The sequence below is a fragment of the Microcella sp. genome (assembly GCF_025808395.1).
Taxonomy (GTDB): Bacteria; Actinomycetota; Actinomycetes; order Actinomycetales; family Microbacteriaceae; genus Microcella.
The window spans coordinates 382,219-400,212 of sequence record NZ_CP075524.1; the positions used below are offsets into that span (position 1 = coordinate 382,219).

General features: G+C 68.6%; 17 protein-coding genes. 11 read left to right on the forward strand and 6 right to left on the reverse strand.

Features of this window, described 5'->3' with window-relative positions:
- Positions 1-44: 44 nt before the first annotated feature.
- Both KIT89_RS01895 and KIT89_RS01900 read left to right on the forward strand, forming a co-directional pair.
- Positions 45-785 carry a formylglycine-generating enzyme family protein gene (locus KIT89_RS01895; protein ID WP_297602790.1) on the forward strand — a complete coding sequence of 247 codons (741 nt, stop codon included), beginning with the start codon at positions 45-47 and terminating at the stop codon, positions 783-785.
- Positions 782-1,495: an SUMF1/EgtB/PvdO family nonheme iron enzyme gene (locus KIT89_RS01900; protein WP_297602791.1), complete on the forward strand. Its 714-nt coding sequence runs from the start codon at positions 782-784 to the stop codon at positions 1,493-1,495. The genes KIT89_RS01895 and KIT89_RS01900 overlap by 4 nt, the downstream gene beginning before the upstream one ends.
- A gap of 15 nt (positions 1,496-1,510) precedes the next feature.
- On the opposite strand, the gene KIT89_RS01905 is transcribed toward KIT89_RS01900, so the two are convergent.
- The 3 genes from KIT89_RS01905 to KIT89_RS01915 all read right to left on the reverse strand — a co-directional run bounded on the left by KIT89_RS01905 (position 1,511) and on the right by KIT89_RS01915 (position 2,879).
- Complete coding sequence (locus tag KIT89_RS01905; protein ID WP_297602792.1) at positions 1,511-1,636, reverse strand: hypothetical protein; 126 nt, start codon at positions 1,634-1,636, stop codon at positions 1,511-1,513.
- Positions 1,633-1,914 carry a 2TM domain-containing protein gene (locus KIT89_RS01910; RefSeq protein WP_297602793.1) on the reverse strand — a complete coding sequence of 94 codons (282 nt, stop codon included), beginning with the start codon at positions 1,912-1,914 and terminating at the stop codon, positions 1,633-1,635. The genes KIT89_RS01905 and KIT89_RS01910 overlap by 4 nt, the downstream gene beginning before the upstream one ends.
- A 62-nt stretch (positions 1,915-1,976) precedes the next feature.
- Positions 1,977-2,879: an A/G-specific adenine glycosylase gene (locus KIT89_RS01915; RefSeq protein ID WP_297602794.1), complete on the reverse strand. Its 903-nt coding sequence runs from the start codon at positions 2,877-2,879 to the stop codon at positions 1,977-1,979.
- 155 nt (positions 2,880-3,034) lie between these two features.
- Here KIT89_RS01915 and KIT89_RS01920 point away from each other — a divergent pair, with 155 nt between their 5' ends.
- From KIT89_RS01920 to KIT89_RS01930, 3 genes are all read left to right on the forward strand, one after another.
- Positions 3,035-3,679, forward strand: coding sequence for a uridine kinase (locus tag KIT89_RS01920; RefSeq protein WP_297602795.1), 645 nt, complete (start codon positions 3,035-3,037; stop codon positions 3,677-3,679).
- 39 nt (positions 3,680-3,718) lie between these two features.
- Positions 3,719-5,191 (forward strand): SDR family oxidoreductase, encoded by a 1,473-nt coding sequence (locus tag KIT89_RS01925; RefSeq protein WP_297602796.1) that lies wholly within the window; start codon positions 3,719-3,721, stop codon positions 5,189-5,191.
- Positions 5,192-5,252: 61 nt separating this feature from the next.
- Positions 5,253-6,164, forward strand: coding sequence for a glycerophosphodiester phosphodiesterase family protein (locus tag KIT89_RS01930; protein WP_297602797.1), 912 nt, complete (start codon positions 5,253-5,255; stop codon positions 6,162-6,164).
- A gap of 22 nt (positions 6,165-6,186) precedes the next feature.
- Here KIT89_RS01930 and KIT89_RS01935 read toward each other — a convergent pair whose 3' ends face one another.
- Positions 6,187-7,569 carry a M20/M25/M40 family metallo-hydrolase gene (locus KIT89_RS01935; protein WP_297602798.1) on the reverse strand — a complete coding sequence of 461 codons (1,383 nt, stop codon included), beginning with the start codon at positions 7,567-7,569 and terminating at the stop codon, positions 6,187-6,189.
- Positions 7,570-7,614: 45 nt separating this feature from the next.
- Between KIT89_RS01935 and KIT89_RS01940 the strand changes: the two genes are divergently transcribed.
- The 4 genes from KIT89_RS01940 to KIT89_RS01955 all read left to right on the forward strand — a co-directional run bounded on the left by KIT89_RS01940 (position 7,615) and on the right by KIT89_RS01955 (position 12,064).
- The gene (locus tag KIT89_RS01940; RefSeq protein WP_297602799.1) at positions 7,615-9,486 is read left to right on the forward strand and encodes a DUF2207 domain-containing protein; all 1,872 of its coding nucleotides are present in this window, start codon (positions 7,615-7,617) and stop codon (positions 9,484-9,486) included.
- A gap of 114 nt (positions 9,487-9,600) precedes the next feature.
- Positions 9,601-10,455, forward strand: a complete 855-nt coding sequence (locus KIT89_RS01945) for a transporter substrate-binding domain-containing protein (RefSeq protein ID WP_297602801.1) — start codon at positions 9,601-9,603, stop codon at positions 10,453-10,455.
- Entirely contained in the window at positions 10,455-11,309 is an 855-nt protein-coding gene (locus KIT89_RS01950; RefSeq protein WP_297602802.1) for an amino acid ABC transporter permease, read from the forward strand. The genes KIT89_RS01945 and KIT89_RS01950 overlap by 1 nt, the downstream gene beginning before the upstream one ends.
- Complete coding sequence (locus KIT89_RS01955; RefSeq protein WP_297602803.1) at positions 11,306-12,064, forward strand: amino acid ABC transporter ATP-binding protein; 759 nt, start codon at positions 11,306-11,308, stop codon at positions 12,062-12,064. Before KIT89_RS01950 ends, KIT89_RS01955 begins: the two co-directional genes overlap by 4 nt.
- On the opposite strand, the gene mmuM is transcribed toward KIT89_RS01955, so the two are convergent.
- Positions 12,061-12,957 carry a homocysteine S-methyltransferase gene (mmuM, locus tag KIT89_RS01960; RefSeq protein WP_297602804.1) on the reverse strand — a complete coding sequence of 299 codons (897 nt, stop codon included), beginning with the start codon at positions 12,955-12,957 and terminating at the stop codon, positions 12,061-12,063. The two genes, KIT89_RS01955 and mmuM, sit on opposite strands and share 4 nt — an antisense overlap.
- Positions 12,958-13,185: 228 nt before the next feature.
- Between mmuM and KIT89_RS01965 the strand changes: the two genes are divergently transcribed.
- Positions 13,186-15,327: a DEAD/DEAH box helicase gene (locus KIT89_RS01965; protein WP_297602806.1), complete on the forward strand. Its 2,142-nt coding sequence runs from the start codon at positions 13,186-13,188 to the stop codon at positions 15,325-15,327.
- A 53-nt stretch (positions 15,328-15,380) separates the two neighbouring features.
- Here the strand turns inward: KIT89_RS01965 and KIT89_RS01970 are convergent, their stop codons facing one another.
- Complete coding sequence (locus KIT89_RS01970; protein ID WP_297602807.1) at positions 15,381-15,944, reverse strand: hypothetical protein; 564 nt, start codon at positions 15,942-15,944, stop codon at positions 15,381-15,383.
- Positions 15,945-16,537: 593 nt separating this feature from the next.
- Here KIT89_RS01970 and KIT89_RS01975 point away from each other — a divergent pair.
- Positions 16,538-17,989 carry a hypothetical protein gene (locus KIT89_RS01975; protein WP_297602808.1) on the forward strand — a complete coding sequence of 484 codons (1,452 nt, stop codon included), beginning with the start codon at positions 16,538-16,540 and terminating at the stop codon, positions 17,987-17,989.
- Positions 17,990-17,994: the final 5 nt, after the last annotated feature.

A 17,994-nucleotide genomic window follows, 5' to 3' on the forward strand; every position in this document is an offset into this window, starting at 1 on the left:
AGACTGAGAGCGAGCATCCACCCCCGCAAGAAAGAGACGACATCGTGGTCGCGACCGACACAGCAACCGTCACCGGGTCAAGCCCGCTCGTGCACGTGCCCGAAGGGTATTCGTGGATGGGCTGCGACGACTTCGATCGCGAGGCTCCGCGACGACGCGTCTACGTGCCCGCCTTCTGGATGGACAAGTATCCGGTCACCAACGACGACTACGCGGCCTACGTCGCGAGCACGGGCGCTCGAGCCCCGTCGTACTGGGAGGGCGGCGCGATTCCCGAGGGCTACGGCGACCACCCGGTGATGGTCAACTGGGCGAACGCGACCGCCTACGCGGCGTGGGCGGGCAAGCGGCTGCCCACCGAGGCCGAGTGGGAGAAGGCGGCGGGCGGCGCTCAAGGCTTCAGCTTTCCGTGGGGAGACACCTTCGACGCCGACCGGGCGCTCACGTGGGAGACAGCCGGCGTCACCGGGCTGCACAGCGAACCCGTCACGGCACGGCCGCAATCAGCATCGCCCTACGGGTGCGAGCAGATGGTCGGCCTCGTCGAGGAGTGGGTCGACGACCACTACCGCGCATACTCGGGCAGCGGCTACGACTCGATCGGCTACGTGCAGGGCTACCGCGTGCTGCGCGGCGGCAGCTGGATCTTCGCGCAGACGCACGCGCGCATCACCTACCGGTGCTTCGAAGAAGAGAACCTCTCAGACGAGCACTTCTGGGGGCTCGGCGGCCCGACCTTCCGCTGCGCCTCGACGAACGCACCGCAACCGGAGGCCCGAGCATGACCCCCACGCTGCCCCCCGGGCACGACCTCGTGCGCATCGCCGCCGGGGAGTTCGTGCGCGGAAGCGACGACTTCGACATCGAAGCCCCCGAGCGCACCGAGCACCTGCACGCCTTCGAGATCGACCGCTACCCCGTGACGGTCGAGCAGTATGCGCGCTACTGCCGCGAGTCGGGCGCTGCGACGCCTCCCGACTTTCCTGACGCGACGCGGCTGGCGGCCGAGCCTGAACTGCTGCGGCACCCGGTCGAGCGCGTCTCGTGGCACGAGGCCGTCGCCTACGCCGGCTGGGCCGGGCTGCGGCTGCCGACCGAGGCCGAGTGGGAGCGCGCGGCGAGAGGCACCGATGGCCGCCGGTGGCCGTGGGGCGACCGCTTCGATGAAGCGCGGGCGGTGGTCTGGGACAACGCGAAGGCGCTCGGTGTCACGACCGTGTCGATCGATCGCTTTCCGGGCGGCGAGAGCGCCGACGGAGTGCGCCACCTCGCTGGCAACGTCGAAGAGTGGGTGCACGACGAACTGCGACCCTACCCGGGCAGCAGCCACCGCTCGCCGGTCGCCGAGGGCGGCTGCCGCGTGCTGCGCGGCGGGTCGTGGTTCTACACCAACGAGTACGCGCGCGGGTCGTTCCGGCGCGGGGCGCTGCCCGACTTCACGGGCTATGCCGGCGCAGGCGGCCCGGGGTTTCGCTGCGCTCGCGACGCCGACTGACGGCGCGCACTGGCGCTAGTGCGGCAGGTCGATCGCGCCAGTCGACACGACGGCGATGACGCTCACGAGCAGCGCCGGCACGACGATGAGGGCCGCGAACAGGCTGAACAGCGCGACGGTGAACTTCTCGACGCGCGTCATGACTTGCCCTGCGTCATGCGGGCGACCTCACGGTCGACGTCGGCCTCGGTGATGGCTTTCGGGTTGGGCCCGTAGGCGTCGATCGCCATGAACATGGCGGCGATGCCCATGCCGGCGATCGGGAAGATCGGCCAGAAGAAGCCGCCGGGCATCGTGAACGCCCACACGCCGACGACGATGACCGAGACGGCCAGCCAGATGAGCAAGAACTGAAAGAAGTCGGCGCGCGCCTTCAGGCGACGACGTGCCAGCTCGCGAAGATCGGTGTCGCTTGTCATGACTCCAGACTAGCGAGCGGCCTCCGGATGCTCATCCACCGTTCGGCGTACTCGCGGGTCGTTCACCCGATGGGCAGGCGGTAGCCCTGCTCGGCGTCGCCCGTCGCGAGACCGTCGGCGAGCAGGCTCGCGAGCGCGCGCTCGCGCTGCACGGCATCTGGCCAGAGCTGCTCGACGACCTCGGCGGGCACCGGTGTGTCGCTCTGCCGCAGCTCGCGCATGATGAGGCCCCGCACCTGGCGGTCGCTGCCCTCGAAGCGCGCCTGCCGCGGCGCCGCCGGGCCGTCGTAGTCGGGGTAGCCTGCCGCGCGCCAGGCGCACAGCTCGGCGATCGGGCAGGCCTCGCACGTCGGGGCTCGGGCCGTGCACACTGTCTGCCCGAGCTCCATCGTGCCGGCGTTGAACTGCCGAGCCTCGGCCGGGTCGCCCGGCAGCAGTGCCTGCATCGCGTCGAGGTCTGCGCGAATGCGCGCGGGCCCCGCCTCGCCGAGGCCCGCGACCGCGCGGGCCAGCACCCGGCGCGTGTTGACGTCGACGACCGGGGTGCGCACCCCGAAGGCGAAGGCCGCGACGGCGCGAGCGGTGTAGTCGCCGATGCCGGGCAGGGCGAGCAGGGCATCCACGTCAGCGGGCACGATGCCGCCGTGCCGCTCGCTGATGGCGACCGCTGCGGCGTGCAGGCGCAGGGCTCGGCGGGGGTAGCCGAGGCGATCCCAGGCGCGAACTGCTTCGGCGGGGGAGTCGGCGGCGAGCGCGTCGGGCGTCGGCCAGCGCGCAAGCCACTGCTCGAGTCGCGGAATCACTCGCGCGACGGGCGTCTGCTGCAGCATGATCTCGCTCACGAGGGTGCCCCACGCGCTGAACTCGGGGCGGCGCCACGGCAGGTCGCGCGCGTGCTCGGCGAACCATGCGATGATGCGGGGCGGGATGCCCGCTCGCCGCTCGGCGCCGCCCTCTGTCTGCACCCCACTACGCTACGGCGTCGCTCGTGCCCACACCCCGTCGATCGGTCACTTGTCGCGGTCGCCCGGCGCCGCTCGCACAACAACTGACCGATAGACGCCCGAACTGCACGGGTCGGCGCGCGAGCACCACGGCGCTGACCGCGTAGGGTCGCCGCATGACCGATCGCACCGCGCTGCTCGCCGGCCTCGCCGATGAGGTGCTCGCGCACAACCCCTCTGGCCGACGGGTGCTCGCGATCGACGGCGTCGACGGCGCAGGCAAGACGACCTTCGCCGACGCACTCGCTGCGGTGCTGCGCGATCGCGGTGTTCATGTGGTGCGCGCGAGCGTCGACGGCTTTCATCGTCCGCGCGCCGAGCGGTATGCGCGGGGTCGCGACTCGGCCGAGGGGTACTACCGCGATTCGTTCGACCTCGAGGCGCTCAGGGCGCTGCTCATCGAGCCGTTCGGCTCGGGCGCCGCAGTCGTGGTGGTCGCTGCGTTCGACCACGCGAGCGATGCGCCTGTCGAGCGGCGCGAGTCGGGCATCCCGCACGATGCGATGCTCGTGCTCGACGGGGTCTTTCTGCACCGCCCCGAGCTGCGCGGGCTCTGGCACAGCAGCGTGTGGCTCGACGTCGACGATGCGGTGCGCGAGGCGCGACTCACCGCTCGCGATGGTGCTGGTTCGCTCGCTGCGCGGTATTCAGAGGGGCAGGCGATCTATGCCCGCGAGGCGAACCCTCGGCGAGCTGCGGCGATCATCGTCGACAACAACGACGCGGCGCGCCCGAGACGCGTGTTCGCCGACTTCTGCTGAGGCGGGGCAACTCTCAGCGCGCGCACCTAGCGTGGCGGCATGACGATGCTCGTGACCGGCGCCACCGGCTATATCGGCGGGCGCCTGGTGCCGCGACTGCTCGAGGCGGGCCACGAGGTGCGGGTGTTCGTGCGCGACCCGGTGCGCCTGCGCGACGTGCCGTGGGCGGGGCAGGTCGAGGTAGTCGTCGGCGATCTGAGCCGCGCCGCCGACGTCGAGCGCGCGGTCGAGGGCATCGACGTGCTGTACTACCTCGTGCACTCGATGAGCAGTGCGGGCGACTTCGAGCGCACCGAGCGACAGGTGGCCTCGACGGTCGCGCGAGCCGCGGCCGAGGCGAAGGTGGGCCGCATCGTCTACCTCGGCGGGCTGCACCCCGATGGCCCGCTCTCGGCGCACTTGCGCAGCCGCAAAGAGGTCGGTGACATTCTCATGGCGAGCGGGGTGCCGACGGCCGCGCTGCAAGCGGGCGTCGTCATCGGCTCGGGCTCGGCGAGCTTCGAGATGATCCGCCACTTGACCGAGGTGCTGCCGTACATGCCTGCGCCGAAGTGGGTGCGCAATTTTATTCAGCCGATCGCGGTTCGGGATGTTCTCCACTACTTGATCTGCGCCGCCAGCCTGCCTGCCCACGTGAATCGTGCTTTCGACATCGGCGGCCCCGATGTGCTGCGCTACGGGCAGATGATGAACGGCTACGCCGTCGAGGCCGGCCTCAAGCAGCGGCCCATCGCGAGCCTGCCGGTGCTCACGCCCTACCTCGCGAGTCAGTGGGTGAACCTGGTGACGCCGATTCCTCGGGCGCTCGCGGTGCCGATCATCTCGAGCCTGCAGTACGACGCAGTGTGCAGCGAACACGACATCGATGAGTTCATCGCGCCGCCCGAGGGCGGGCTCACGGGCTATCGCCGAGCGGTGCGCTATGCCTTGGCGAAGATGCGCGAGGGCGAGGTCGAGACCAGTTGGCAGAACGCGACAGTGCAGGGTGCGCCGAGCGACCTGCTGCCGAGCGACCCCGACTGGAGCGGGCACACCGTCTACACCGACCTGCAGGAGGTCGACTCGGCAGCGTCGCCCGAGGCGCTGTGGCGCGTCGTCGAGGGCATCGGCGGTGAGAACGGCTGGTATTCGCTGCCGGTGGCATGGGCGGCGCGAGGCTGGCTCGACAAGCTCGTCGGGGGTGTCGGGCTGCGGCGCGGTCGCCGCGACGCCGAGCGGCTCGCACCGGGTGAGGCCGTCGACTTCTGGCGCGTCGAGCAGCTCGAGCGCGGGCGCTTTCTGCGGTTGCGCGCCGAGATGAAGGTGCCGGGTCGGGCGTGGCTCGAGTTCACGGTGCTCGAGCGGCCGGGCGGCGGTTCGCGGTTGCGGCAGCGCGCCGTGTTCTTTCCGACCGGGCTGGGCGGCCGGCTCTACTGGGCGGCCGTGCTGCCCTTTCACGGCGTGGTGTTCAGCGGCATGGCGTCGACGATCGCGCGCACGGCGGCGAACAGTATTCAGGTAACGAAAAGGTAACGACTGCGCTAGGGTAGACGCACCGCAATGACGCGGAGACCGACTGCCGGAAGCGATGCCGATGCCCAACCTGCACCCGTGGAGACTCTCACGGCGCGCGCCCGCTCGGCCATACTCCGCCCGCCGCACCGCGGCTTCGTTCACCGCCACACTCGCCCTCGTCGCGGTGCTCGCCATCGACCACACCGCGGCCACCGTGCACGCGGCGCAGCCGCTCGGCTCGCTCGGGCTCAACAACGGCGTGCCGCTGACGATCGCGCACCGCGGCGATCCCGCCGCCGCACCCGAGAACACCCTGCCGGCGTTCGAAGCGGCACTGCGCAGCGGAGCCGAGGTGCTCGAACTCGACCTGCGGGTGAGCGCCGACGGCCACGCCGTGCTCTTTCACGACGACACTCTCGACCGCACCACCGATGGCACGGGCCCCGTCTCAGACCTGAGCCTTGCCGAGCTGCAGGCCCTCGACGCGGGCAGCTGGTACGGCAGCGCATGGGCGGGCACGAGCATCCCGACCTTCGAAGAATTCTTGCCCCTGCTGCGGTCGTCGAGCGCACGGGCCCTCATCGAGTTCAAAGGCGCGTGGACGACAGAGCAACTTCGCCCCGTCGTCGCCGCGATCTACCGCGCTGGAGTGCAAGACCGCGTCGTCGTCGCGAGCTTCACCTCGAAGACGCTCATGAGGCTCGCGCGCACCGCGCCCTCGCTGCATCGAGCCGCGATGGCCCGCTACCTGCCCGACGACCCGGTCGCCTTCGCCGACGAGTTCGGCGCGACGACCGTCGTGACGAGTCTGCGGTCGTTCCACCTCGACCCGGGTGCCGCCGAGCGCCTGCGGCTCGCGGGGCTCACGGTGATCGTCTACACCCTCAACCGCGCCGACCTGTGGCAGCAGGCGATCGACCTGGGGGTCGACGGCGTGGTGACGGATGCTCCGCGCAGGCTCGCGCAGCAGCACGCGAGCGCGCGCGACTGAGCGCGCTGCCTCGGGGAAGAGCTCACCGCCGCCGCAACAGGGCGGCGTAGATCTCGATGCCTTCGAGCAGCGAGGCGACGCGAATGCGCTCGTTCTTCGCATGCAGACACGAGCGCTCGTCTGCACTGAGCCGAAACGGCGCGAAGCGGTAGACGTGGTCGCTGATCTGCGTGAAGAATCTCGAGTCGCTCGCCTGCATCATGACGTAGGGGCTCACGAGCAGTCCGGGTACGACCTCGTCGATCGCGGCGAGCAGGTCGTTCCACGCCGGGCCGCTCGTGGGCGACACGGGTGAGGGCTCGCTCGGCAGCAGCACCTCGATCTCGACGAGCTCGTCGCCGATCACGCGGCGCACCTCCTCGACGGCGTCGGCCACGCTCGACCCGGGAGCGATGCGCATGTTGACGGTCGCTTCGGCGTGCTCGGGCAGCGCATTGGCGGCGTGACCGGCACGCAGCTCGGTGACGGCGCGCGTCGTGCGCAGCAGTGCCGTCGTCTCAGCGCCGCGACGCAGCAGCACCCTCGTGAGCAGGGGAGCAAAGACGTCGACGTTGCGGAACACGAAGCGCAGCGGCTGACGGGCGCGCGCGCCGAGCGTGCGGATCATCGTGCGCATCGTCGGGTCGAGTCGCGCACGAGACGGCGACTCAGACAGCCGCAGTATGGCTCGCGCGAGCCGGTCGGTGGCGGCGAACGGCGGTGGGCTCGACGCGTGCCCGCCCTTCTGCTCGACGCGCAGCCGCAGCGTCGTGATGCCCTTCTCCGTCACGCCGATGAGCGCCGCCGGCTCGTCGAGACCCGGAAAGACGTCGCGCACGATCGCGCCGCCCTCGTCGACGACAAGCGAGGGGCGGATGCCCCGCTCACGCAGCGCCGCCACGATCGCCTGCGCGCCCGAACCCGCGGTCTCTTCGTCGTGCCCGAAGACCAGCAGCACATCGTGGCGGGGAGTGAACCCCGCCGCCAGCAGCCGGTCGACCGCTTCGAGCACGGCCACGAGCGAGCCCTTGTCGTCGATCGTGCCGCGACCCCACACCACGGTGTCGCCCTCGTGCTCGACGACCTCGGCCGAGAAGGCGGGGTGCAGCCAGCCCTCGTCGGTGGCGGAGACGACGTCGTAGTGCGCCATGAGCACGGTGGGAGTGCTGGCCCCGGCAGGGTCGCTGCCCGGCCAGCGGTAGAGCAGCGAGAATGCGGTGCTGCCCTCGGGGTCGGTGCCGTGGCGCTCGACCGTGAGCGCCTCGTGCGCGCGCGGGTACAGGGCGGGTAGTGCGGCGATGAACTGCTCGAAAGCATTCCGATCGGCACGGGGGCCGGGGCCGCTGGTGGGGCGAGAAATCGTGGGGATTCGCACGAGCGCGCTCAGCCTCTCGATCGCGCGGGCGTCGGCGTCAGCATCCGTCACCTCGCCAGCCTATGGCGACGAGCGCCGAGCCGGTAACGTGCCACCATGCGTCGTTTGCTGATTCCTGTCGTGGCGATTGCGGCGATGGTCGTGCTCACGATCGTGGCGGCTGTGCTGATGGCGCCGCGGCTCGTCGGCGAGCAGCTCGCGAGCGGCCCCGCACCGCAGTCGGCCGTGGCGGCCGTCTCGGGCGGGCCCCTGCGGGCCGACGTCAACGCCTTCACCTTCGACTCGTTTCACGCCGACTACGTGCTCGGTCGCGACGAGTCTGGACACTCGACGCTGACGACCACTGAGACGCTCGTCGCACGGTTTCCTGACTACGACCAGAACCGCGGAATCCGCCGCTCGCTGCCCGCCACCTACCAGGGCCACTCGACGAGTCTGCGCGTCGTCTCGGTCACCGACGAGAACGGTCAGCCTCGCCCCTTCACGGTCGACTACGGCTCATACCGCATCGACATCGTCTCGGCCGTGCCCGAAGGCAGCTACACCTACGGCGTGCAGACCTACGTCATCACCTACACCCAGCGCGACGTCGTCGACTACTTCGGCAACACCGGCGCGCAAGAGTTCTACTGGAACACCAACGGCACTGACTGGCGGCAGCCGTTCGCGCGGGTCTCGGCGACGGTGACGCTCGCCGACGGGGTCGCCGACGCACTGCTACCGGACCGCGTCTTCTGCTACCAGGGCTATTCGGGGTCGACCGATCAGTGCGAGATCTCGGTCGACGGCGACGTGGTCTCGACCGAGCCGGTGGCGCTCGAGGCGTATCAGAATGTGACGGTGGCGCTCGGCTTCGCCGACGGCACCTTTGCGCTCTTCGATAATTCGATGCTCGCGTCGCCGTGGGGCTGGCTCTTCGTGCTGAGCCTGGTGCTCGCGATCGGCGGCGCCCTCATCGCGCTCGTCTTGCGATGGACGATTCACCGGGATGCCCGAGGCAGGCCCGTCATCGTCGCCGAGTATCTTCCGCCGAAGGGGCTCAACCTGCTCGACGCCTCGATTCTCACGCACCATCGTGCGCGGGCCGTCGCCAGCCAGCTCGTCGACCTCGCCGTCAACCGCATGATCACCATCATCGAGACCAGTGCGGGGCTCTTCGGCATGAGGTCGACGTGGCGGCTGCGCCTCGAGTCGGCGGTCGGCATCGCCGGCGAAGAGAAGCGATTGCTCACCTACTTCTTCGGCAGCGGGCTCGTCGCAGGCTCAGAGCACACCTTGAAGGCCCAGAACACGACGCTCAGCACCAAGATTCAGGCCCAGTTGCAGCGCATCACGGGCACCATGATCACGCGCGGGTGGCGGCGCGCGATTCCGGTGCGGCACTCGGGTCTGCTGGCGCTCGCCGTCGTGCTCTCGTTCGCTGGCGTCATCGTGTCGATGAGCTCGCTCGAAGACGAGGGGCGCACGGGTGGCGACTTCGCGTGGCTCGCGATTCCCGCGATCATCGCGTGTTTCTTCGTCGTCTCGTCGTCGCTGTTCAGGGCACCACTCACCCCCGAGGGCGCAGAACTCGTCGACCACATCAAGGGCCTCGAGGTGTACATCAAGCTCGCTGAGGCCGATCGGCTGCGCGTGCTGCAGTCGCCGCAGGGCGCGCTGCGCGAACCGATCGACGTGAACAGCACCGACCAGCGATTGAAGCTCGTCGAGCGGCTGCTGCCGTGGGCGGTCATGCTCAAGCTCGAGCGCGAGTGGGCGCGTGAGCTCGGCAAGTTCTATGCCGAAGGCCAGAACCCTGCGTGGTTCGCGAGCTCGCGGTCGTTCTCGGTCGGCTCGTTCACTGCGGGCGTGAGCTCAGTGGCCTCGACGCTGTCGTCGAGCTACTCGGGTTCGAGCTCGTCTGGCGGTTCGTCGGGCGGCGGTTCGTCAGGCGGAGGCGGCGGTGGTGGAGGCGGCGGCGGAGTGTAGAGCCCCACCTTCCGGGCGTCATAAATCGTCACCGCGGCCCCACCACGGTCGAACAGCGCTCACAATGGCGACATCACATTCGCTGTTCTCTTCTTCCCATCCCGGAGGCCTTTCATGTTTCTCTCACACCGACGTGCCGGTCTCGCGGCCGGCATCGCCGCAGTCGCCCTGACGCTTGCCGCTTGCGCGCCCTCCGCAGAGGCGCCAGATGACGCCCCCGTAGCCGAAGGGCAGTCGGGCTACGTCACCGAGGGCAAGCTCACCATCGCCACGGGTGAGCCTGCGTACTACCCCTATGTCATCGACGACGACCCCACTACCGGCGAGGGCTTCGAGGCTGCCATTGCCTACGCCGTCGCCGATGAGCTCGGTTTTGCACCCGAAGACGTGGTCTGGGTGCGCACGAGCTTCGAGGCAGCGATTCAGCCCGGCCCCAAAGACTTCGACTTCAACCTGCAGCAGTACACGATCACCGCCGAACGCGCCGAGAACGTCGACTTCTCGAGCCCGTACTACGCGACGCCTCAAGCCGTCATCACTGTCGAGTCGTCGCCTGCGGCCTCGGCGACGAGCCTGGCCGACCTGACCGGCCTGCTCATCGGAGCCGCTACCGGCACCACGAGCTTCACCGCGATCGAGCAGCAGATCGCTCCGACCGCGGGCGCTCAGGCGTTCAACACGAACGATGACGCCGTGCTCGCGCTGCAGAACGGAACAGTCGATGCAATCGTGGTCGACCTGCCCACAGCGTTCTTTTTGTCTGCAGTGATTCTCGACGGCGGCGTGCTCCTCGGGCAGCTGCCCGCCGACGCGGGAATCAGCGACGAGTGGGGCCTGGTGCTCGCGAAAGACAGTCCGCTCACCGAGGCAGTGACGACGGCGGTCGACGCCCTTCGTGCGTCAGGTCGACTCGCCGAGATCGCCGATCAGTGGCTGGGTGCTGACGCAGGCGCGCCTATTCTTCAGTAGTGCCCACGCCGAGCCCCTTCGTCAGCGACGTCGAGGTCGGGCGGCGCGCGTACCGCCGCACGCAGAACGTGCGGTCGGTGCTCGTGTCGCTCGCCTCGACGATCGTGTTCGCCATCATCGTGTGGCTGACGATCATCAACACGCCAGGCTGGCAGCGGGTTCAACGAAGCTTCTTCGACCTCGACACGGCGATCGCTGCCTGGCCGCGGGTGATCGCCGGCCTGTGGGTCAACGTTCAGGTGCTCTTCTTCGCCGCCATCGGGGTGCTGCTGCTGAGCATCCTGATCGCGACAATCCGCACACTGCGCGGGCCGATCTGGTTTCCGCTCCGAGCGCTCGCCGCCGCCTACACCGACCTTTTCCGCGGGCTGCCGCTCATCATCGTGCTGTTTCTCGTGGGGTTCGGGTTGCCGGGCCTCGAACTGTTTCCGCGCAACTCCGCCCAGTTCTGGGGAACGATCGCGCTCATCCTCACCTACTCGGCCTACGTCAGCGAGGTCTTCAGGGCGGGCATCGAGGCCGTGCACCCCTCGCAGCGCCTGGCCGCCCGGTCACTCGGGCTGAATCACGGTCAGACCATGCGCATCGTCGTGCTGCCGCAGGCGGTGCGCAAGGTTACGCCCGCACTGATGAACGACTTCGTGGCGATGCAGAAAGACGTCGGGCTCATCTCGGTGCTGGGGGTCGTCGACGCGGTTCGCGCCGCCCAAATCGAAACGGCGGCGAACTTCAACTTCACCCCCTACGTGCTGGCCGGGCTGCTGTTCGTGCTGCTGGCACTGCCCATGATCAGGCTCACCGATTGGTATACAGCGCGCCTGCGCGCCCGCGAGCAGATGGGCAGTGTGGTGTGAGCGCCCATGTTCTGCGGCTGGAGGGCGTGCGCAAGCGTTTCGGCGACACCGAGGTTCTCGGGGGAGTCGACCTTGCCGTTCGCGAGCACGAGGTGGTCGCTCTGATCGGTGCCAGCGGCTCGGGCAAGTCGACGCTCTTGCGGTGCGTCAACCTGCTCGAGCAGGTCGACGACGGGCGCATCTGGTTGCGAGATCTCGACATCTCTGATCCGCGCGTGACGGCAGACAAGATTCGCGCACGCATCGGCGTCGTGTTCCAGCAGTTCAACCTCTTCCCGCACATCAGGGTGATCGACAACGTGACCCTCGCGTCGCGGCACGTGCTGCGCATCTCTCGCGCTCAGGCAGAAGAGACCGCGCTCGCGCTGCTCGACCGGGTGGGGCTCGCCGACAAGGCTCGCGAGTACCCCGATCGACTGTCGGGCGGTCAGCAGCAGCGCGTGGCGATCGTGCGCGCCATCGCCTCCAACCCCGAGCTGCTGCTGCTCGACGAGATCACCTCTGCCCTCGACCCCGAGCTCGTGGCCGAAGTGCTCGATCTGGTGCGCGACCTCAAGAGCGAGGGCACCACGATCGTCATGGCCACGCACGAGATGGAGTTCGCGCGCGACGTCGCCGACCGGGTCGTCTTCCTCGACGGCGGCGTCATCATCGAAGAAGGAGCCGCGAACGAGGTGCTGTCGAGACCGCGCGAAGAGCGCACGCGCGCCTTCCTCTCGCGATTCATCGAGCCGCGGCCGCCCGAAGAGACCTAGCGCTGCGACCACTCGTCGGCGACGGCGGCAATGTGCGCGATGTCGGCAGGGCCCACGCGGCAGCACCCGCCGATGATGGTCGCGCCCGCCTCGAGCCATTCGGCGACGCTGTCGTGAGCGCCGCCCGACTCGCCCTCCCACCGTCGCGAGTCGGCATTCCAGGTCTCGCCGCCGTTTGGGTACACGACGATCGGCTTCGAGGTCGAGTCCCGCGCGGTGCGCAGCGCGGCGGCGACCTCGCTCGGGTGCGAGCAGTTGATTCCCATGGCGATGATCTCGTCGACGGCATCGGCCTCGGCGAACGCGTCGGCCAGACTCTCGCCCGTGCGCAGGGTTCCGTCGGCGATGGTGAACGACACCCATGCTGGTACACCGCTGCCCGAGAGCAGGTCGAGCAGAGCCCCCGCCTCGCTGATGCTCGGAATCGTCTCGATCGCGAGCAGATCAGCGCCCGCGTTGCAGAGCACTTCGAATCGAGGCTCATGCCAGCGGCGCAGTCCTGCGCGATCGAGGTCGTAGTCTCCGGTGTACTCAGAGCCGTCAGCACGCGCGGCGCCGTACGGTCCCACAGAAGCGGCGATCAGGCCATCGACGCCCACATCGTCGCGAGCCGCCTGCGCCAGCTTGACACTGCGACGCAAGAGGTCGGAAGCCGTCGACACGTCGATGCCTACCGCGCTCAAGGCATCGAACGACACCTGATACGAGGCCGAGATGGCGACTCGCGCGCCCGCCTCGAAGAAGTCGCGATGTGCGGCCTGAATCGCCTGCGGATCATCCAGCAACAGTCGAGCGCTCCAGAGATTGCCTGAGAGGTCGTGGCCAAGCGACTCAAGATGACTTCCCAACCCGCCGTCGATGACGGTGACAGATGCGAGATCAGAGACATGCACGGAGCCATTCTGCGACATGAGCCAGCGGCCCACATCACGTACTGTCACGCCGCGTCACGTCGGAAGTAGTCGTGCAGTAGACTTAAGCTCGCACCACTGCTCACCGGAAGTTCTCCTCCGGGTCAGAGCGAGGGGTGTTCAAGGCTCTGAGAATCACCGCAGAGTCGATGCTCGATCCGCGGCTGATGGGTAGCGCCGCGTGAGGTTCGTCACCACTCGAGGAGGGGCATGGCCCAGACAGGCCAGCGTCAGAGAAAAGGTTCGTCGTCGAAGCAGTCGTCGACGCGCCGTCGTCGACCGCTCGACGAACAGGGCATCATCCCGATCTTGGCCCGCGCGGTGCGCGAGGTCGAGAACGCCGCCGAGCGCGGCGCGAAGGTGAGCCCCTCGAACCGCACGAAGTTTCAGGTGGCGGCACTGCTCGTGCGTGAAGAGCGCGCTCGCGTGAAAGACGACCGCGAGGTGCCAGACAGCGAGCGCGCTGAAGTGCTCAAGCGCCTCGACGGGCTTGCGAGCATCATGGCCAAGACGGCGGCCCGCGACACCTCGCTCATCGCTCTGCTCGCCCCAGAGGCGAAGGTCTCTGACGCGGCGAAGGCTCTGCGCCGAGACATGCTGCTGGCGTCGGGCGCCGAGCTCGAACCCGACGATCTGCTCATCGTGTCTGAGCCTGAGCCCGTCGCCCCCGACATCGCCAAGCAGGTCGTGCCGAAGTCGGTCAAGCAGGCGCAGCTCGCGAACCCCTTTCTGGCGCCCGACCTGGCCGCGCTCAACCCGCAGCCGGTGACGGCGGCTCGGCTCGGCAACTGGGAGCTCATCGAGCCGTTGTTCCGCTCGTTCGAGTACGGCGCTGGTGGCCAGTCTGCCTCGATGGCGCTACCGGAGGGCGGGTCGCTCGTGACCCCGGGCGGCATGGAGCTCATGCGGCACCAGGCGCGGCTCATCGAAGCCGTGCGCGGGGGGCACCGCACGTTCTTGCTCGCCGACGAGCCGGGTCTCGGCAAGACGGCGCAGGCACTCATGGCGGCGAACGTCGCTGGGGCGTTTCCGCTGCTCGTGGTGGTGCCCAACGTGGTGAAGACCAACTGGGCCCGCGAGGTGCAGCGCTGGATTCCTCAGCGCTCGGCGACGGTCGTGCACGGCGACGGCGACGACCTCGATGCCTTCAGCGATGTCGTCATCGTCAACTACGAGATTCTCGATCGCCACGTCGGCTGGCTCGGCCGCTTCGGCTTCAAGGGCATGGTCGTCGACGAGGCGCACTTCATCAAGAACGCCACCTCGCAGCGCACTCGCCACGTGCAGGCGCTCGCGCAGAACGTGCGAGTGCTGCACCCGAAGGCGCTCATGATGGCGCTCACGGGCACGCCACTCATCAACCAGATCGAAGACTTCAGGATGATCTGGAAGTTTCTCGGCTGGATCGATGACAAGAAGCCGTTGGGCCGCTTGATGGCGTCGCTCGAAGACACGGGGCTCACGCCCGCCGATCCCGGGTTCTTCGCTGCTGCGCGTCAGTGCGTCATCGACATGGGCATCGTGCGTCGCAAGAAGGTCGATGTCGCTGCCGATATTCCGGCTCGTCGCATCGCTGACATCCCGGTCGAGCTCGATGACGATGTCGCCCGTTCAATTCGGGCTTCGGAGGAGGCGCTCATCGGCCGCCTGGTCGAGCGCTACCGCCGCGTCGTGGCGGCGCGCGAGGTGCCGCCGATCGGCATCGACCGCGATCTCATCCGTCTCGTCGCTTCGGCTGAGCTCGAAGAGTCGAAGCAGGCTGCGAACGGCGACAACGTGTTCACGATGGTTCGCAAGATCGGTACGGCGAAGGCTGTGCTTGCGGCCGACTACACGGCCCAGTTGGCGCGCAATGTCGGCAAGGTCGTGTTCTTCGCGAAGCACATCGACGTCATGGATGCCGCTGAGGCGCACTTCGCTTCGGTGGGCTTGCGTTCGGTGAGCATTCGCGGCGACCAGTCGCCGAAGGCGCGTCAGGAGGCGATCGACGGCTTCACGAACGACCCCGACGTGAGCGTCATCGTGTGCTCGCTCTCGGCGGCGGGTGTGGGGGTGAATCTGCAGGCGGCGTCGAACGTGGTGCTCGCCGAGCTCTCGTGGACTTCTGCCGAGCAGACGCAGGCGATCGACCGCGTGCACCGCATCGGTCAAGAGCTGCCGGTGACGGCGTGGCGCATTCTGGCTGCGCAGACGATCGACGCGCGCATCGCCGACTTGATCGACGCGAAGGCGGGGCTCGCGGCGCGAGCGCTCGACGGCTCTGACGAGCAGGTGTCGGCTGAAGGAACCGTGCAGGTGCAGGCGCTCATCGCCCTGCTCACCGACGCCCTCGAGCAGCGCGCCGCGGCCTGATCCGCGGTTCGACTGCGGCCTGCTGGGGAGTGTGCTCGCCGGTGCAGGCTCGGTCAGGTGTCGTCGCAGCGATCTGCTTGCAGCAGCGCGACGTGGCGGGCGACCGCCAGACGGTCACCGCTGCGATACGCGGCGGTGCTCCAGTGGATGCTGGGCTCTCGTGGCTCTGAGATCGACCATCGGCGTGCCAGTAGTGCTGTGCCGGGGATGCGCGGCTGGTTGCTCACGACGCACACGTGCAGTCGCCCGTCGTCGCTGAGGTCGCCGAGGGTCAGCGTGGTGGGTTCGCGGCCGCTGTCGAGGGCGTCGTAGTACGCGAGGGCGCTGACGCAGGCGAGTGGTCCGCCGAACCTCCAGGCGAGGCGGTTCACGTCGGGCAGTGACGGGTGGCAGTGCCAGCCCTGCCGCACTGCTTGCAGCGAGCCGTAGTAGCGCAGCAGTTCGAGGTGGGTCTGGTCGACGTGCACTGAGCGCAGTTCTGAAGTCGAGACGATGCCGCCGTGCCGGTGCAGCAGCCGCAGCACGGAGTTCGGAAGAAAGCCGGTACCCCGCGGCGCACCCGAATAGCTGTTCGTCGGACGCCTCTTCGCGCGTCGCTCGCTCACTTCTCGTCGCATCACCACACTCTCGACGAGCGCGTCGTCGCGCGGGCTTCCCTGTCGCCGCACCATGCCGCGCGCACGGCTTCACACCCCCTGGGGAGGAGTCGCCCGTCCGCTCCGCCCGCTGCGCCCGCTCGCTCCGCCCGCTGCGCCCGCTCGCTCCGCCCGCTCCGCCCGCCCGTGTCGCCCGCCTGCGTAGCCCGCCCGCTCCGCCCGCGCCAACCGTCTTCGGAGCAGGGGAGTTCTTCTTTCGCCAGACTCCCGAACTGTAGGACTTGTGCGCCCTCACAGGCCGCCACGTTCCTACAGGTCTGCAGACTCCCGAACTGTAGGAGGTTGACTCGCTGAGGTGGCGCGAGGTTTCTACAGTTCGGGAACGTTTCTGGAGGGAGCACACTCCCGGCGGCGCGGCGCGGCGCGGCGGGGCCGGTCGGGCAGGGCGCGGCGAGTCGGCGCGGGGCCAAGCAGCAGCGCGCCGCGGCGTGAGCCAGACCAAGTCTGGTGCTGCTCGTCATCTGCGAGTACAGTTCACCATCAACACGAACAGTCGGCTACTCGAGCCTGTTCGGGCATCATGCGCGGTTCCTGCTTACCCGAGGGAGTACCCGATGTCCATCAGTTCACGCACGTCTGCCTCGCGGTGGCAGACGATTCTGGCCGCCGTCGGCATCGGGGTGCTCGTCGCCTCAATTGCGGCTCCCGCCCACGCCGACACGGTCGTCATCTGGGATGGCAGCACCGACGACTTCGACCTCGTGGTGACCGCTGACGATCCTGCCGTCGCGTTGTACGCGGTCGACATCACCAACCTCACCGGTGAGACTCAGCACGTGGGGTTCGGTGCCGACCTTCGCGTGCAGGGGGTGACTGAGTACTTCTGGGAAGAGCAGTGGGGGCCCTTCGTGCAGCAGGGGCAGATCGTGCTCGAGCCTGGTCAGTCGTATCGCGAGAGCTTTCTGCCCGGGTGGTCGGGCATGACCTACTCGTTCTTCCGCTCCATCGATAGGCAGCCCGAACTGATCGGCGAGTTCGTCGTCGCGGGTCGCTACCTGCCGTTCGACCTGATCACCGACGATGAAGAGTCGTTCCTGCGGGTGCAAGTCGGTCACCCGGTCATCGTCACACCTGAGGTCGCACGAGCCGGCGAGTCGGTCTGGGTGCAGGCCGAGCTGGGTGACGGGTGGCCCCTGAGCGATGCCGAGGTATGGATCGGCAGCACCGATGATGTCGGCGACGACGACTGGGTGGGTGCGGCCCTCGCCCGTGGAGTCGAGGGCATCGCGACGGTGCTCGTCGACGAGCCCTCGCTCACCGACAAGCTCGAGCTGCTGGGAACACTGCCGGCGGCTTCCGACGCGGTCTCGGGCGCAGTGCTGCTGCCCGACGGGCTCGTCGAGGGCACATACTTCGTGTTCATCGGCGATGCATCCCTCGGGCTGTGGCCCGCAGGGCCCGCATTCACGGCGGGTGGTGAAGACCCCGGCAGTCTCGAGGCAGTGGTGACGATCGAGCATGGCCCGCCCCGCGGCAGCACCGAGCCAGGCACCTCCGTCACCGTCGCTCCGCTCGACCAGTTCGGTTCGACCCCGGTCACCTTCACGTTCGACGAAGTGACCGAAGGGGGCGTCACCACTGTGACCACGTCGACCACTGGCCCCTCGCCGACGTCGTTCACGCTGCTCGGCGGCGCCAACGCCGTGTACTACGACTTGCAGACGACCGCGCAGTTCGTGGGCAGCGTGACGGTCTGCCTGTCATACGATCCGACCGGCCTCAGTGCGGTCGAGCAGAACGCCATCGAGCTGTACCACTTCACGGACGGCGCATGGGTGGTGATCACGACCTCGAGGTCGCCCGGCCTCGTGTGCGGCGAGACCGACTCGTTCTCGCCCTTCGTGCTCGGGCTGCCGCAAGACCCAGACGTCGACGATCCTGATCCCGTCGTGCTGACGGCGAAAGCGCAGTGCATGAAGGGCGGCTGGTCGACGAGCACGCACCCGGTGTTCACGAATCAAGGCCAGTGCGTGAGCTACTTCGCCACGGCGAAAGCCCGGCGATAGCAGCC